Annotated in this window: 9 protein-coding genes; 4 read left to right on the forward strand and 5 right to left on the reverse strand. The window is 68.5% G+C overall.

Features of this window, described 5'->3' with window-relative positions; genetic code table 11:
• Nucleotides 1-79 precede the first annotated feature (79 nt).
• Together ACJEIK_RS06325 and ACJEIK_RS06330 are read left to right on the forward strand one after the other, a co-directional pair.
• Complete coding sequence (locus ACJEIK_RS06325; protein WP_409431207.1) at nucleotides 80-976, forward strand: TIGR04222 domain-containing membrane protein; 897 nt, start codon at nucleotides 80-82, stop codon at nucleotides 974-976.
• Nucleotides 973-2,067 (forward strand): DUF692 domain-containing protein, encoded by a 1,095-nt coding sequence (locus tag ACJEIK_RS06330; protein WP_409431208.1) that lies wholly within the window; start codon nucleotides 973-975, stop codon nucleotides 2,065-2,067. The genes ACJEIK_RS06325 and ACJEIK_RS06330 overlap by 4 nt, the downstream gene beginning before the upstream one ends.
• Here the strand turns inward: ACJEIK_RS06330 and ACJEIK_RS06335 are convergent.
• Both ACJEIK_RS06335 and ACJEIK_RS06340 read right to left on the reverse strand, forming a co-directional pair.
• The gene (locus ACJEIK_RS06335; protein WP_409431657.1) at nucleotides 2,064-5,708 is read right to left on the reverse strand and encodes a multifunctional oxoglutarate decarboxylase/oxoglutarate dehydrogenase thiamine pyrophosphate-binding subunit/dihydrolipoyllysine-residue succinyltransferase subunit; all 3,645 of its coding nucleotides are present in this window, start codon (nucleotides 5,706-5,708) and stop codon (nucleotides 2,064-2,066) included. The two genes, ACJEIK_RS06330 and ACJEIK_RS06335, sit on opposite strands and share 4 nt — an antisense overlap.
• 207 nt (nucleotides 5,709-5,915) lie before the next feature.
• Nucleotides 5,916-6,686 (reverse strand): hypothetical protein, encoded by a 771-nt coding sequence (locus ACJEIK_RS06340; protein WP_061006162.1) that lies wholly within the window; start codon nucleotides 6,684-6,686, stop codon nucleotides 5,916-5,918.
• A 159-nt stretch (nucleotides 6,687-6,845) separates the two neighbouring features.
• Between ACJEIK_RS06340 and ACJEIK_RS06345 the strand changes: the two genes are divergently transcribed.
• On the forward strand, nucleotides 6,846-8,132 hold the full coding sequence (locus ACJEIK_RS06345; RefSeq protein WP_409431209.1) for a multidrug effflux MFS transporter: 1,287 nt from the start codon (nucleotides 6,846-6,848) through the stop codon (nucleotides 8,130-8,132).
• A 186-nt stretch (nucleotides 8,133-8,318) separates the two neighbouring features.
• A complete protein-coding gene (locus ACJEIK_RS06350; protein WP_409431658.1) occupies nucleotides 8,319-10,124 on the forward strand; it encodes a DHA2 family efflux MFS transporter permease subunit in 1,806 nt (601 codons plus the stop codon).
• A gap of 450 nt (nucleotides 10,125-10,574) precedes the next feature.
• Here the strand turns inward: ACJEIK_RS06350 and ACJEIK_RS06355 are convergent, their stop codons facing one another.
• Genes ACJEIK_RS06355 through ACJEIK_RS06365 form a run of 3 tightly spaced genes read right to left on the reverse strand, consistent with a single transcriptional unit; the run spans nucleotide 10,575 to nucleotide 15,991 of the window.
• Nucleotides 10,575-11,183, reverse strand: coding sequence for a hypothetical protein (locus ACJEIK_RS06355; protein WP_131808739.1), 609 nt, complete (start codon nucleotides 11,181-11,183; stop codon nucleotides 10,575-10,577).
• A 33-nt stretch (nucleotides 11,184-11,216) separates the two neighbouring features.
• The gene (locus ACJEIK_RS06360; RefSeq protein WP_409431210.1) at nucleotides 11,217-12,569 is read right to left on the reverse strand and encodes an FAD-binding oxidoreductase; all 1,353 of its coding nucleotides are present in this window, start codon (nucleotides 12,567-12,569) and stop codon (nucleotides 11,217-11,219) included.
• Nucleotides 12,566-15,991, reverse strand: a complete 3,426-nt coding sequence (locus ACJEIK_RS06365; RefSeq protein WP_409431211.1) for a TM0106 family RecB-like putative nuclease — start codon at nucleotides 15,989-15,991, stop codon at nucleotides 12,566-12,568. Before ACJEIK_RS06365 ends, ACJEIK_RS06360 begins: the two co-directional genes overlap by 4 nt.
• Between the last annotated feature and the right edge of the window lies 1 nt (nucleotide 15,992).

Genomic DNA, 15,992 nt, shown 5'->3' on the forward strand with positions numbered 1-15,992 from the left:
TGTCGCTTCTCGCCGCCGTTATGGAGACGCTCGCTGCACTGCTCCGCTTCTTCGACCCGACGGCAAGGAGTTGATTCCGATGACAGCATCATGGAGCCTGACCGGACCACAGTTTCTGGGCGTCTATTTCGTCACCTACCTACTTGCGCTCGCGCTGATGTACGGCTTCCGGGCCGTGTTGACCCACACGGAAAGCGATCCCGAGAACCCGCGGCCGCTGCTCGATCCCTACGAGACCGCGTACCTGGCGGGCGGCTCGGGACGTACAGTCAGCGCCGCGATCGCAAACCTGGCCTTGAGCGACCGGCTTCTGGTTTCCCGCAGCGGTGCGCTCACCGTTCCCGCCGACGTCGAACCGCTCGACGACGTCGATGCTGCCGTCGCCGCCGGTGTGTCCACGACGCGCCGCCGGCGGAGCGCGATGCGGCGGCTGCGCAAGCACCCGCACATCGTGGCGATCGGTGATCGGCTGCGCGGCCGGGGTCTGCTTCTCGACGACGGTTCGACCACCGTGTTGCGCGCCTGCGCGCTGCTGCCGTGCGCGGTATGGGTGGTCGGCCTCCTCCGCTTGATCAACGGCATCGAGTTGCACCACAGGGTCATCCTGCTGACGGTTTTCCTGGTGGCCACCGGTCTGTCGACGCTCGTCCTGGTACGCGCATTTCTCGCCGACGCGGCGCACCGACCGTCCGACTCGGGGAAACTCGCGCTCGAAGGCATGAAGAACCGGTACGAGTCCGGCGTGGGCCTGAACGATCCTGCGACGGAGACCCGGCGGGCCGACGCGCTACGGCAGGCGCAGGTGGTCGGCGTCGCGCTGCTCGGTTTCGCCGCGCTGACAGACGACGATCTGCGCACGTCGCTGATCGGCAGTGCCGGTGTCGGCAGCGGAGGCGGTTGTGGCAGCGGCAGCAGCTGTGGCGGAGGGGGTTGCGGCGGCGGTGGCTGTGGCGGCTGCGGCGGGTGCGGCGGATGACCGCCGGCGCACTCGGGCCGGCCGTCGGCATCGGCTGGCGGCCCGAGATCGACCTCACCATCGAGCGACTGCCCGGTGTCGAATTCATGGAGGTGATCGCCGAGGGCATCCGGCCGGGCGCCCTCCCGGAGTCGTTGGTTGCCGTGCGCGGCCGCGGAATTCCCGTTGTGCCACAAGGAATTTCGCTCTCCTTGGGTGGTGCGGAGCGGCCCGAATCCGCCCGGCTGAAGCACCTCGGCGACTGTGCGGTGGCCCTCGGGGCCCCGTTGGTCAGCGAGCACATCGCTTTCGTGCGCGCCGGCGACCGCGAAGCCGGGCATCTCCTGCCCGTGCCGCGCAGCCGGGCCGCACTCGACGTCGTCGTGGCCAATGTCCGGATCGCCCAGGACGCGCTGCCCGTCCCGCTGGCCCTCGAACACGTGGCGTCCGTCGTGTCATGGCCCGACGACGAATTCACCGAGGCACAGTTCCTGCGGGAGGTCATCGAGCGCACGGGCGCGCACCTGCTGCTGGACGTGGCCAACCTGTACACGTCGGCCGTCAACTTCGGCGCCGATCCGCTCGCTGCGCTCGACACGTTGCCGCTGGATCGGATCGCCTACGTCCACGTCGCCGGTGGAGCGTTGCGCGACGGCGTCTGGCACGACACCCACACCGCCGATGTCGCCGAGCCGATCCTGGAATTGCTCGCCGAGCTTGCGCGCAGAACCGAGGTGCCCGCCATCATGCTGGAACGCGACGGCGCCTACCCGGCGCCCAGCGTGCTGTCACGCGAGTTGGCCGCCATCAGGGCGGCTGCCGGACGCGTCGGTGACGACGCGGTTCGGCCCTGGGCTGCGGGACTGGACCGCTTGCCCGGTCGGGTGGCTGCTGAACCGTCCGACATCACCCGTCGGGCCCTGGCCACTGCCGAGGACTCGCTGCTACAGGCGCTGCTGGGACTGTCCGGCCCACCGCCGGGATTCGACGAACATCGTGTTGCGGTGGCGGGGGCCGCCTTGGCGCACAAGCGCGCACACACGCACACGAAAATGGGCTTGCGTGCGAAACTTCGCGAGAAGTTCGCACACAAGCCCACGTCCGGTGTTTAGGGGGCGAAGGCCTCGTCGAGGATGGCCTGCTGCTCGATGGCGTGCACCTTCGAGCTACCCGACGACGGCGCGCTCATGGCCCGGCGCGAGATGCGCTTGATGCCGGGCAGCTTCTCCGGCAGCAGCTCGGGCAGGCTCAGGCCGAACGTCGGCCACGCGCCCTGGTTGGCCGGCTCTTCCTGCACCCAGAAGTACTGCTGCACGTTCGGGTACTGGTCCAGCGTGGCGTTGAGCCGGCGCTTGGGCAGCGGGTACAGCTGCTCGATGCGGATGATCGCGATGTCCTCGCGCTTGTCCTTGGCCTTGCGGGCCACCAGCTCGTAGTACAGCTTGCCGCTGGTGAGCAGCACCCGGGTGACCTTCGACCGGTCGCCGATGCCGTCTTCGTAGGTCGGCTCCTCGAGCACCGAGCGGAACTTGATCTCGGTGAAGTCCTTGACGTCGCTGACCGCGGCCTTGTTGCGCAGCATGGACTTCGGGGTGAAGACGATCAGCGGACGGTGGATGCCGTCCAGGCCGTGCCGGCGCAGCAGGTGGAAATAGTTGGCCGGGGTCGACGGCATGGCGACCGTCATCGAACCTTCGGCGCACACCTGCAGGAACCGCTCGATGCGGCCCGACGTGTGGTCCGGGCCCTGGCCCTCGTGCCCGTGCGGCAGCAGCAGCACGACGTCGGAGAGCTGACCCCACTTGGCCTCACCGGAGCTGATGAACTCGTCGATGATCGACTGCGCGCCGTTGACGAAGTCACCGAACTGGGCTTCCCACAGCACCATGGCGTCGGGGTTGCCCACCGAGTAGCCGTACTCGAAGCCGACCGCCGCGAACTCCGACAGTGCCGAGTTGTAGATCAGCAGCTTGCCGCCGGTCGGGGTGCCGTCGGTGTTGGTGGCCAGCAGCTGCAGCGGGGTGAACTCCTCGCCGGTGACGCGGTCGATGAGGACGGCGTGCCGCTGCGTGAACGTGCCGCGCTGGGTGTCCTGACCGGAGAACCGGATCAACCGGCCCTCGGCGACCATCGAGCCCAGGGCGAGCAGCTCACCGAAGGCCCAGTCGATCTTGCCCTCGTAGGCCATCTCGCGGCGCTTCTCCAGCACGGGCTTGACGCGCGGGTGCACGTTGAAGCCCTCCGGCACCGCCAGGTGCGCGTCGCCGATGCGGGCCAGCAGCGACTTGTCGACCGCGGTGAACAAGCGTTGCGGGATGGTCTGGTCGGTTTCCACCGATTCGCTGGGCTCGATCTCGTGCTTCTCGAGCTCGCGGACCTCGTTGAACACCCGCTCCAGCTGGCCCTGGTAGTCGCGCAGCGCGTCCTCGGCCTCTTTGATGGAGATGTCACCACGGCCGATGAGGGCTTCGGTGTAGGTCTTGCGGACGCCGCGCTTGGTGTCGATGACGTCGTACATGTACGGCTGCGTCATCGACGGGTCGTCGCCCTCGTTGTGGCCGCGGCGGCGGTAGCACAGCATGTCGATGACGACGTCCTTCTTGAACGCCTCGCGGAAGTCGACGGCCAGGCGGGCCACCCAGGCGCACGCCTCGGGGTCGTCGCCGTTGACGTGGAAGATCGGGGCGCCGATCATCTTGGCCACGTCGGTGCAGTATTCGCTGGAGCGCGAATCCGTTGGCGCCGTGGTGAACCCGATCTGGTTGTTCACGATGATGTGGATGGTGCCGCCGGTGCGGTAGCCCTTGAGCAGCGCCAGGTTGAGCGTCTCGGCGACCACGCCCTGGCCGGCGAACGCGGCGTCGCCGTGCAGCATCATCGGCACGATCGAGAAGCGGCCGTGCGCGTCGCTGTCGTCGTGTTCGTCACCGACCAGCAGGTCTTGCTTGGCGCGGACCAGGCCCTCGAGCACCGGGTCGACGGCCTCGAGGTGGCTGGGGTTGGCCACCAGCGACACGTCGATCTCGTTGTCGCCGAACATCTGCAGGTAGTGACCGGTGGCGCCGAGGTGGTACTTCACGTCGCCGGAGCCGTGCGCCAGCGCCGGGTTCAGATTGCCCTCGAACTCGCTGAAGATCTTGGCGTACGGCTTGCCGACGATGTTGGCCAGCACGTTGAGGCGGCCGCGGTGCGGCATGCCGATGACCACTTCGTCGAGCCCGTGCTCGGCGGCCTGGTCGATGGCGGCGTCCATCATCGGGATGACGGCCTCCGCGCCTTCCAGCGAGAAGCGCTTCTGCCCAACGTATTTGGTGTGCAGGAAGGTCTCGAAGGCCTCGGCGGCGTTGAGCTTGGACAGGATGTACTTCTGTTCGCCGACGGCCAGCTTGTCGTGCTTGACCTCGACGCGCTCCTGCAGCCACTTCTGCTGCTCGGGTTCGAGGATGTGGGTGTACTCGACACCGACGTGGCGGCAGTAGGCGTCGCGCAGCACCGACAGCACGTCGCGCAGCTTCATGAACTGCTTGCCGGCGAAGCCGTCGACCTTGAACTCGCGGTCCAGGTCCCACAGCGTCAGGCCGTGGGTGTTGACGTCGAGGTCGGGGTGGCTGCGGAAGCGGGTCTTGTCCAGGCGCAGCGGGTCGATGTCGGCCATCAGGTGACCGCGGTTGCGGTAGGCCGCGATCAGCTCGATGATGCGGGCGTTCTTGTGGGCGATCGAGTCCGGGTTGTCGATCCGCCAGCGCACCGGTTCGTAGGGGATGCCCAGTTCGCGGAAGATCTCGTCGAAGAAGGCGTCGTCGAGCAGCAGGTGGTGCACGGTGCGCAGGAAGTCGCCGGACTCGGCGCCCTGGATGATGCGGTGGTCGTAGGTCGACGTCAGCGTGATGAGCTTGCCGACGCCGAGCTCGGCGATGCGCTCTTCACTCGCGCCCTGGAACTCGGCCGGGTACTCCATGGCACCGGCGCCGATGATCGCGCCCTGGCCGCGCATGAGGCGCGGCACCGAGTGCACGGTGCCGATGGTGCCGGGGTTGGTCAGCGAGATGGTGACGCCGCTGAAGTCCTCTGCGGTCAGCTTGCCGTCGCGGGCGCGCCGGACGATGTCCTCGTAGGCGGCGATGAACTGGCCGAATTGCATTGTCTCGCAACGCTTGATGGCCGCGACGACGAGCTGGCGCGAGCCGTCCTTGTTCTGCAGGTCGATGGCCAGGCCGAGGTTGGTGTGCGCCGGCGTGACGGCCGTCGGCTTGCCGTCGACCTCGGCGAAGTACCGGTTCATGTTCGGGAACTGCTTGACCGCCTGGACGATCGCGTAGCCCAGCAGGTGGGTGAAGCTGATCTTGCCGCCGCGGGTGCGCTTGAGGTGGTTGTTGATGACGACGCGGTTGTCGATCATCAGCTTCGCGGGGATGGCGCGCACGCTCGTGGCGGTCGGCACGTCCAGCGACGCGTTCATGTTCTTGACGACGGCGGCCGCGGCGCCGCGCAGCGTCTGCGTCTCGGAGTCCTCGGCGGGCGCGGGTCCGGCGGCGGCCTTGGCGGGGGCGGCCTTGGCCGGCCCGGCGGCGGGAGCCGGTGCGGCCGGTGCGGCCTGCGGGGCCGCCGGGGCCGCGGGTGCGGCGGCGGGGGCCGGGGTTGCCGCGGCCACGGAATCCGTTGTGTCCGTTATGGGTTCGGGGTTGTAGTCACGAAGGAAGTCGTGCCAACTCGGGTCCACCGAGGACGGGTCCTCACGGAATTTGCGATACATCTCTTCGACCAGCCACTCGTTCTGACCGAATGGTGAAGGTGATGTGCTCACGGCCGCTATTCGCCTCGTTTCCTTCTGTCCGACGAGCGCTGGACCTCAGCCCGGCGTTCCCGCCATCTGTTGTGTTGGCGGTCGCCCGCCCGCGTGCCGCCTAAGGCTAACCCGTCGGTCGATTCCTTGGACGGCGGAAGCCCACCTATTGGTGGATCAATCTGCCGAGAGTTTGCTATCGCGTGCCTCAGGTAGCACGAGCAGCGTCTGCCGCCACCGCGCGGGGGCAGGCCCGAAGGCCGCGCGGGCGTTCTCGATGATCTTCTTGCTCATCAACCGGTTACCGACACCGCCGATCACCGCGCCGACGCCGACCGGCAGCAGCTTGCCGAAGGCGATGGCGCCGCGCTTGAGCGTGTACTTCTTCACGAAGAACTTCAGCAGCCGCGAATTCAATTGCGAGACAGCCGGTAGCGGTACCGTCGCGGCGCCGTCGGCCAGCCACGCGCCGCTGGTGCGGCCGGTGCCGAGCAGGTCCCCGATGGCGTGCTTGCCCTCGTCGCCGACGAGAACGGCGAGCACCAGCGCGCGACGACGTTCCCGCTCGGTGACGGGGATGCCGTGCACCTCGGCCACCGCCAGCGCGAACACCGCGGTCGCTTCGAGGAACACCACCGTCTCGCCGGCGACCGCCGACATCGCGACGAGAGTGCCGATGCCGGGGAAGGCCGCGGCCGATCCGACTGCGGCGCCGCTGGCCATGGTCGCGGCCAGGTAGTGCTTCTCGAGTTTGGTGATGATCTCGGCCGGGGTGGCACCGGGGTTGTGCTCACGCAACCGGTTCACGTAGGCGGCCACGGCCGGCGCCTGCACCCGGGCGCCGCCTTCGAGGATGTGCGAGAGCGCCTTGGCGGCAGCGCCAGGGTTCTCGGCGTGGGCGTCATGCTTCACAGGCAACTGCCCCTTCATGCTGGAGCGAGCACTCATCGGCCGGCCTCTCCATCTCCGTACTCAGGAATTCAGGCTAACGCGTGGTCAACGATCGGCGCGCCATCTGAGTGCCCAGCACCGGCTGAGCCGGTGATCACATCTGAATGCTGCAGGTTTGCCGGGAAGAAAAACCGGTATGCATTGCTAACCATATTCATGGCAGCATCGCCCCTTGTGGATCTGACAGCGGTAGGCGACGCCACCGATAGTGGCGTGCCCGCCGAGGCCCCGGACGTACGTCCGGCGCCGAGCCGTACCCGGATGATCGTGGTGCTCGGCCTGCTGGTCGCACTCGGTCCACTGACCATCGACATGTACCTGCCGGCGCTGCCCCGGATCGCCTCTGAGCTGGGGTTGTCGTCGTCGGTCGCGCAGCTGACGCTGACGGGGACACTGGGCGGCCTGGCCCTCGGCCAGCTGATCGTCGGCCCGCTGTCGGACGCGCTGGGCCGTCGGCGGCCGCTGGTCGCGGGCATCCTGCTGCACATGGCGGCCTCGCTGTTGTGCCTGTTCGCGCCGAACATCGAGGTGCTGGGCATCGCCCGCGCGCTGCAGGGTGTGGGTGCCGCAGCGGCCTCCGTAGTGGCCGTCGCCGTCGTGAGTGACCTGTTCGAAGAGTCGGTCGCGGCTGTCGTGATGTCGCGGTTGATCCTGGTCCTGGGCGTGGCGCCGGTGTTGGCGCCGTCGCTGGGCGCGGCAGTGCTGCTGCGCGGTTCGTGGCACTGGGTGTTCGCCGCACTCGCCGTACTGGGCGGCGCGATCCTGGCGGTGGCGGTGCTGGCCCTGCCCGAGACTCTCGCCGTCACCGACCGGCGCCCGCTACAACTGCGGGCGATCCTGCGAACGTACGTCGAGGTGCTCAGCGATATCCGTTTCGTCGTGCTGGTCCTCGTCGGTGCCCTCGGCATGTCGGGCCTGTTCGCGTACATCGCCGGTGCCGCCTTCGTCCTGCAGGGGCGGTACGGCCTCGACCAGCAGTCCTTCGCGCTGGTGTTCGCCGCCGGGGCCATCGCGCTCATCGGCTCCACCCAGTTCAACGTCGTGCTGCTGCGCCGGTTCGAGCCGCAGAAGATCGCGCTGGTCGCGCTGGTAGCCGCGTCGGTGTTCGGCCTCGCGTTCGTCGCACTGGCGGCGTTCCATGTGGGCGGGCTGGCGGGTTTCCTGATCCCGGTCTGGGCGATGCTGGCCGCGATGGGTCTCGTGATTCCGAACACACCCGCCGTCGCGCTGGCCCGTCACCCCGACGCCGCCGGTACCGCGGCGGCCGCACTCGGTGCGGCCCAGTTCGGGCTCGGCGCGGCGGTGGCTCCACTCGTCGGCGCGCTGGGCAACGGCGAGTTGGCGCTCGCGGGCGTGATGACGACGGGTGTGGTGGTCGCGCTGTTCGCGCTGCTGGTCGTGGGGGACAAGGGCGAGTCGGGCCACGAACGTCATCGGCATTAGGTCGGTGGGGACAGTGCCGAACTGCTGACTTGTTCGGATCCGCGACTGTCCGTAGCGTCGAAGTCGAGACCGGCACATCGGCCGGCCACCCGAACTTGATACCCACTGCATGCATATGTTGATTTCCGCCGGGGTTCGCCGGTGAGCACTGCGCAGGTCAGTAGACCGTGGAACGCCCTCTGGGCCATGATGTTCGGCTTCTTCATGATCCTGGTGGACTCCACGATCGTCGCTGTCGCCAACGTCGTCATCATGCAGAAGCTCGGCACCGATTACGACGGTGTCATCTGGGTGACCAGCGCCTACCTGCTGGCGTATGCGGTACCGCTGCTCGTCGCGGGACGGCTCGGTGACCGCTTCGGGCCACGCAACCTCTACCTGGCCGGCTTGGCGGTGTTCACGCTGGCGTCGTTGTGGTGCGGCCTGTCCGGCAGCATCGGGATGCTGATCGCCGCGCGCGTCGTGCAGGGCCTGGGTGCGGCGCTGCTGACGCCGCAGACCCTGTCCACGATCACCCGGATCTTCCCGCCCGAGCGCCGCGGCGCGGCCATGAGCGTGTGGGGCGCCACGGCCGGGGTGGCGACGCTGGTCGGTCCGCTGGCCGGCGGCGTGCTCGTCGACCACCTCGGCTGGCAGTGGATCTTCTTCGTCAACGTGCCGATCGGCATCGTCGGCCTGGCGCTGGCCTGGGTGCTGGTGCCGGAACTGCCCACCGAGCGGCACCGGTTCGACGTCCTCGGCGTGGTGCTGTCGGGTGTCGGCATGTTCGGCATCGTGTTCGGTCTGCAGGAGGGGCAGACGCACGACTGGGCCTGGTGGATCTGGCTGGTGATCGTCGGCGGGCTGGGCTTCATGGCCGCCTTCGTGTACTGGCAGTCGGTCAACCCGGACGAGCCGCTGATCCCGCTGACGGTGTTCCACGACAACGACTTCTGCCTGTCCAATGTGGCCGTGGCCACCATCGGCTTCTGCGTCACCGCCATGATCCTGCCGGTGATGTTCCACGCTCAGGCCGTCCTCGGCCTGAGCGCGACGGAGTCGGCTCTGCTCACCGCGCCCATGGCGGTGGTGTCCGGGATGCTGGCACCGCTGGTCGGCAAGCTGATCGACCGGTACCCGCCGCAACCCATCGTCGGGTCAGGATTCTCCGCGCTGGCCATCGGCCTGACGTGGTTGTCGTTCGGGCTGACGCCGGACACCCCGCTGTGGCAGCTGGTGCTGCCGTTCGTCGTCATGGGCATCGGCATGGCGTTCATCTGGTCGCCGCTGGCGGCGACCGCCACCCGCAACCTGCCGCCGCGGCTGGCCGGCGCCGGCTCCGGCGTCTACAACGCGACGCGGCAGGTCGGTTCGGTGCTCGGCAGCGCCGGCATGGCCGCCTACATGACGTCCCGGATCACCGCCGAGATGCCGACGGGCGGCCGGCCTGTCGCCGGCGAGAGCGCGCCGGTGACCCTGCCGCCGTTCCTGCACGAGCCGTTTGCGGCGGCGATGTCGCAGTCGCTGCTGCTGCCGGCGTTCGTCGCGTTGTTCGGCGTCGTCGCCGCGCTGTTCCTGCGCGGTCAGGCGACGGCCGCGCCGCTGGTTCGGCCCCGGACCTCGGTTCCAGAACAGGCCGAGCCCAACTACTTTCCCGACGACGACGAGTACGTCGAGTACACCGTCGATCGCGCGGCGTTCGACGCGGTGGATGAATCCGACCCGTGGGAGTGGCACGACGTGCCCGCCGAGCCGGATGAGCTCGACGAGGACTACGCGCCCTACGAGTCCGAAGAACCCGACGAGGACTACGCGCCCTACGAGTCCGAAGAACCCGCCGAACCCGACGAGCCGCGCACCTCACCTATTGCGATGCGCGTCGACCACTGGCACAGTCCGCGTCGCCCGGAGGTCGTGGTGGCTGATACGACTTCGCCGCCTCGCCGGGGCCGGCACTACCGCGAAGACGACGAGGCCACCGATCCCGGCGTCTACGGCCTGCACTCGATGTGAGTCACGATGGGTTCGCCGCTCGTGCAGTCAGATCACCGAAATCGCTGAATCGGTGATCTCTTCGCACGCTCATGCCGCGGGATCGCCATCAATCCACACGAGTGTGCGATGTACGTATGTAGAACACCGCGGATTCAAGCGATTGCCGCTACACAGTGGACTGCAGGGTGCGTGAGTTCAATCGCGATGGCAATCTGCGGTCGTGATTGAGCTCAGGGATCTCCGACCTCCTGAGAAAGTACCTGGCTTCAGTCGGGACGACTGCCAGTGACTCTCTACTGAAATCAGGTATCTCTGCGTGTATTCGACGGGCCGGTGCGCTGGGCACGCGACTAGCAAATCTCTTGAGGTGGTTGAGATTTAGCTGACGCAGAGAAAGTCCGATCAGCCGCCTGCACAGACACACGGTCAACGCGCAGAATGCGAATGCTTGTCGAGCTCCGCCCGCGCTCAGTAGACCCGGCTGCCCTGCGCTGACAGCACGAAACCGTGGGTCTTCCGGTCCTGGCCCCAGGCCGCGCCGGGATTCTGGATCTCGCAGGTGAGGGATCCGTCGCCCGCGGTCGCGCACACCTCGTCGTTCTCGTCGACGGATCCCTTGGCACCGGGGACGACGATCTTCTGACCGGGCGCCAGCTCCCGGTAACTGGCGGGGTCGACGGGTGCGCCGCCGTTCTGCGTTTCCTTCTGCTTCACATCCGCCTGGCCGTAACTCGCCACGCCCCCGGCCGCGACCTCCACCTGCGTCACGCCCGCCGGTACGCCCGGCAGCTTCCCCCAGCACGTGATGCTGGAGTAGTACTGCCAGGAGTTCGGTCCGTCGTACAGCTCGCAGTGCACGTCGCCGGTGGCCTTGAACCGGTATGACGACCAGCCGTAGTGGTTGGGCCCGGCGTAGTCGCAGAGGTTCACCGCGGCGTAGCCGTCGAACCCGGTGATGACCGCGGGCGCGCGGCTCGGATCGGGAGCGGCGCACGACGGCGTGGCCTGGCCGGCAGGTGCCGACGTCATCGCGAGCAGGGGCAACGTGAGGGCAACCACCAGGGCGTATCGGCGCACCATATTGACGCTACCGGCCAATGTGGCCGCGAATCAGCGGAACAGCACCGCGGGATTGAGGTACCCGGTCGGGTCGAACGCCGCCTTCACGGTGCGCATGGCAGCGATGTCGGCGTCGGCGCGCGACATGATCAGGTAGTCGCGCTTGCGGGTGCCGACACCGTGTTCGGAGCTGACGTTGCCGCCGCAGTCGGCGATCAGGGCCATCATCGCGGTGTAGAGGGCGTGTTCGGTTTCGCCGGAGACGTTGCAGCGCACCAGGTTCAGATGCAGGTTGCCCTCGCCGATGTGGCCGAACAGCACGGGGATGGCCTCGGGTGCGTGCTCGGCCACCAGGGTGACGGCGCGGTCGGTGAACTCATGGACCTTCGAAAGCGGCAGCGACACATCGAATTTCAGTGGCGGACCGTACCAGCCCAGCACATCGCCGATCGATTCGCGCACCTGCCACAGTCGCTGGGATGCGCTGACGTCCATGCCCACTGCGGGCTCGCCGACCAGCTCGGCAGCCTCCAGCGCCGAGGCCAGCAGCTCGGTCTGATCGGTGTCGCCGGCCATCTCGATCAGCAGCTGCCAGGCACCGTCCACCGGGGCGGCGACGCCGAGATGTTCTGCGGTCAGCGTGCTGCCGCGTGCGTCGATGAGCTCGAGTGCGGCAATGCCTTCCGTATCGCGGAATCGGCGGCCGGTAGTGATCAACGCGTCCAGATCGTCGAACCCCGCCACCGCCGTAACCCGGTGCGGCGGAGCCGGATACAACCGGAGATCGAGTCCGGTGATGACCCCGAGCGTGCCCTCGGCGCCGACGAACAGCGAGGTCAGGTCATAGCCGGTGTTGTCGCTGCGCACCTGGCTGTGCCGGCGCACCAGCGAGCCGTCGGGTAGCGCCACCTCGAGACCCAGAATCTGCTCGCGCATGTTGCCGTAGCGCACGGTGCGCAGGCCACCCGCATTGGTCGACGCCATGCCGCCGACGGTCGCCGAATCGCGGGACGCGAGGTCGACGCCGAACACCAGCCCCGCTGCCGCGGCGGCGTGCTGCACGGCGGCGCAGGTCGCCCCGGCTCCGACCCGGACCCGGCATTCCTCGGTGTCCACCGCGCCGATGGCCGACAACCGTTCCGTGGACAGCAGGATGTCGTCGCGCTCGGGCACGGTGCCGGCCACCAGCGACGTGCGTCCGCCCTGCACCGTGACGTATGCGCCGGCATCGCGGCATGCCCTCAACACCGCCGCGACCTCCTCGTCGCTGCCCGGGCGGACCAACGCCTGCGCGTGGCCGCGGTAGCGGCCGGTGTGATCGACGATCCGGCCGGCGAGCACATCGGCATCGGTGGTGACGTGGCCCGCTCCGACGATCGCGGCCAGCCGGGTGAGCAGTGTCATTGCGCGCCGGTCACCGACAAGAACGCACCGAGCTCGATCATCCCGTCCGGGGTCGAGGGCAGGTAGTCGGTCAGGAACGTCGAACGCACCACGTAGGCGGCGTATTTGGCGCGGCTGATCGCCACGTTGAGCCGGTTGCGGTTCAGCAGGAACGCCATGCCGCGGGGTACTTCGGCGATGGACGACGCCGTCATCGAGACGAACACCACGGGCGCCTGCCGGCCCTGGAACTTGTCGACGGTGCCCACCTGGACGTCGCCGTAGCCCGACGCGTCCATCCGCTCGCGCAGCAGTACCACCTGCGCGTTGTACGGTGCCACGATCAGGACATCTTCGGGACCAAGGGTTTTCGTGCCGTCCTCGTCGGTCCACTGCCTGCCCACCAGGCCGCCGATGGCGGCGACGATCGCCTCGGCCTCCTCGGGGCTGTCGGTCGCATTGCCCTCGTGCTCGACGGTCATCAGGTGCACACCTGGCTCGATACCAGTCAATCGCCGTGCGCCGCTGACGCTTTCGGCCGCCAGTAGCCGGTTGTCGTAGGACAGCGCCGACACCGGGGCGCACACCGCAGGGTGCATCCGGTACGACACGTCGAGGAAATAGCCGCGTTCGGCGGGCAGGGTATGACTGCCCTCGACGAGCCAGCTCAGGGCCGACTCGTCGACCGGCTCGGGGTGGGTGCCCTGGCTGACCTGCGGCAGCTGCTGCGGGTCACCGAGCAGCAGCAGATTCCTCGCCGCCGGGGCGACGGCGATGGTGTTGGCCAGGCTGAACTGGCCGGCCTCCTCGATGACGAGCAGGTCCAGGCAGCCTCGCGGGACCCGGCCGTCGTTGGCGAAATCCCAAGCGGTGCCGCCGATGACGCAGCCGTTGCTGTCCTCGATGAAGCGCGCGTACTGGTTGTCCGGCACGTCGGTGAACGGCGCGTCCTCGGGGGCGCGCTTCTTGCCGACCGCGCGGCCGTCGACCCCGGCCTTGACCACGCTGCTGAGTACGTTCTCCACGACGGCGTGCGACTGCGCCACCACGCCGATGCGCCAGTGGTCGCGGCTGACGAGGTCGGCGATGACCTTCGAGGCGGTGTAGGTCTTGCCGGTCCCCGGCGGCCCGTGCACCGCAAGGTACGACGAGTCCAAATCCCGCAGGGCGGCGACGATATCCCGGGCCGCATCGCCGGTGCGGGGGAGTGCTCCCGTGGACACCGTGCGCGGGGCGGACCGCAGCAGGATGTCGAGCGCCGCATCCGGCGGTAACGAGGGCAGGCCGGCGGCGACGTCGGCAGCCGTGGTCTCGATCGAATTCCGCAGCGGTTTGGTGTTCGGCGGCGGACCCGGAGTCAGGGCGAAGGGCAGCTGCGGGAACTGGTCGCCGTCCTTGCCGGTGCGGTGCATGATCAGCACCTCGGTGCCGTCCTCGTTGCAGTCCAGCACCTTCGCGGTACCTGAGGCGCGCATGTCGGGATCGTCGGAAAGACCTGGCGGAGAGGGTGGTTCGTAAAGCGCGAACACCTCGGCGCCCGGTGGGACCGAGCCGGCGGCGATCTCACCGCGCAGCAGCACTTGGCGTTGCGGCTTGCGGGCCTTGGGCGGGGTGTTCCAGTCCACGGCGATGTGCGGGGTGGTCGTGGCCACGAAAACGTCTGTGCAGTCGGCCCATTCGTCCACCGGATTGTTGATCCGGTCGAAATGCTCCCACCAGAACGGCTTTTCCTCGCGCTGGTGGTACCCGCGGGCGGCCGCGATCATGGCGACGGCCTGCTGCTTGTCCGAGCGTGCCGCGGTGCCGTCGCCCGCGTACTTCGCCAGCGCGCGCTGCGTCGCGTCATCGGCCAGTGCCGCGGTCTCGGGTTGCGTCAACCCGCCGCGGGCCTGTGCGCGTGGCGCGATGCCCGCGGCCCACGCCACCCCGAGCAGCCACTCGCGCAGCCGCAGCGTCGAGCGGCAGTCGTAGTGGTTGTAGTCCTCGATCTCCTTGAGAACCGTTGCGGCTTCCTCGTGTTCGCCGGCCGCCTCGAGTTCGGTGTAGCGCGCGTACTGCGTGATGGAGTCGGTGGCCTTGGTGACCTCGCCGACACGCAGCTCGCCGCCCATGTACAGCGGCTCCAGATACTTGATGCTGTAGCTCTCGGTGCCGACCCGAATGCTCTTGCGCACCAACGGCAGCAGGTCGACCAGCACACCGCTGCGCAGCAGTTCGTCCACCTCGGCCTCGCCGACGCCGTAGCGCCCGGACAGCCGCAGCAGCGTGCTCTTCTCGTAGGCCGCGTAGTGGTAGATGTGCATGTTGGGGTAGCGCTTGCGTTGCCTGCGTACGAGTGCGAGGAAGTCGACGAGCGCCTTGCGCTCACTGGCGCGGTCATGCGCCCAGATTGGGTGGAATTCCCCGGTCGCGGTCAGGGTGCCCCACAGGTACTCCAGGCCCCAGTCCCGGCCGTTCTCGGTCCACAGCGGGTCGCCCTCGTAGTCGAAGAACAAGTCGCCGCGGTCGGGTTCGGGCAGCCCGGTGAGCGGCTGCGCGTCGATGACCTCGAACTGCGGCTTGTCGTCGATCGGGGGAGCGACCTGCAGCCGTGCCTGGCCGACGAGGTTCGCCACGATGCGCGACGATAGGCCCGGTACCGCACCGCTGTGCTCGGCCAGTTGGTGCATGGTGGTGATCCCCGCATCGAGCAGCCGGGCCCGCTGGCTGACCCGCATCCCGGCCACCAGCAGCAGGTCATCCCGCTCGCGGACCTCGACTTCGCAGTCCTCGCATTGGTGGCAGGCCCGTAGCGTCGGGGTCTCCCAGGACACAGGCGCTTCGCCGGCCCGGTGCTCGTCGAGCAGCCGCTGCAGCGCCGCGCGCCGCGGCAGGTACACCGGAAGCAGTTCGGCCACCGGATAACTGGCGATGGTGCCGTCGCCGAGGACCAGGTCTACCTCGGGCGCCACCGGCACGCCGGCCTGTGCCAGGGCGTCGGCGTAGGCCGCCAACTGCAGGAGCGCCTCGACCTTCACCGAACGCGCCAGCTTCGTGTCCCGTAGGCGGTAGCGGCCGTCCTCCAGGATCAGGAAGTCGGCGAAACCCAGGAAGCGGCCGTCGAACATCGCGGCCTGATAGATCACCGGCGCACGGCGGTCGACGGCGGCGCGGGTGGCCTCGGCGGCGCCGATCAGCCCGGCCACGGTGTACGGCCGCGGCCGGCCGATCATCGTGACGTTGTCCCCGGACGCCTCCCGCAGCTGCTCCAGATGCCGCTGCTCATGCGCGTCACCCAGCTCGGCGGTGCGGGCCAGCAGGTCGTCGTCCACGACGGCCTTCGGCCCCCAGCCCAGCAGCCCGTCGAACCGGCGCAGCAGCGCGTACTCGCAACGCGCCGCCGCCGCGAGATCCGATGCGCTGTAGATGACCGGCGCAGCGTGATCGGTCGGACTGAGGAACACG

Source organism: Mycobacterium sp. SMC-16, from assembly GCF_046250085.1.
Taxonomy (GTDB): domain Bacteria; phylum Actinomycetota; class Actinomycetes; order Mycobacteriales; family Mycobacteriaceae; genus Mycobacterium; species Mycobacterium phocaicum.

Bases quoted from the DNA above. Each gene is read 5' to 3' on its own strand.
- ACJEIK_RS06325 (WP_409431207.1), top strand. From the start codon at position 80: ATGACAGCATCATGGAGCCTGACCGGACCACAGTTTCTGGGCGTCTAT.
- ACJEIK_RS06330 (WP_409431208.1), top strand. From the start codon at position 973: ATGACCGCCGGCGCACTCGGGCCGGCCGTCGGCATCGGCTGGCGGCCC.
- ACJEIK_RS06335 (WP_409431657.1), bottom strand. From the start codon at position 5,708: ATGTATCGCAAATTCCGTGAGGACCCGTCCTCGGTGGACCCGAGTTGG.
- ACJEIK_RS06340 (WP_061006162.1), bottom strand. From the start codon at position 6,686: ATGAGTGCTCGCTCCAGCATGAAGGGGCAGTTGCCTGTGAAGCATGAC.
- ACJEIK_RS06345 (WP_409431209.1), top strand. From the start codon at position 6,846: ATGGCAGCATCGCCCCTTGTGGATCTGACAGCGGTAGGCGACGCCACC.
- ACJEIK_RS06350 (WP_409431658.1), top strand. From the start codon at position 8,319: ATGATGTTCGGCTTCTTCATGATCCTGGTGGACTCCACGATCGTCGCT.
- ACJEIK_RS06360 (WP_409431210.1), bottom strand. From the start codon at position 12,569: ATGACACTGCTCACCCGGCTGGCCGCGATCGTCGGAGCGGGCCACGTC.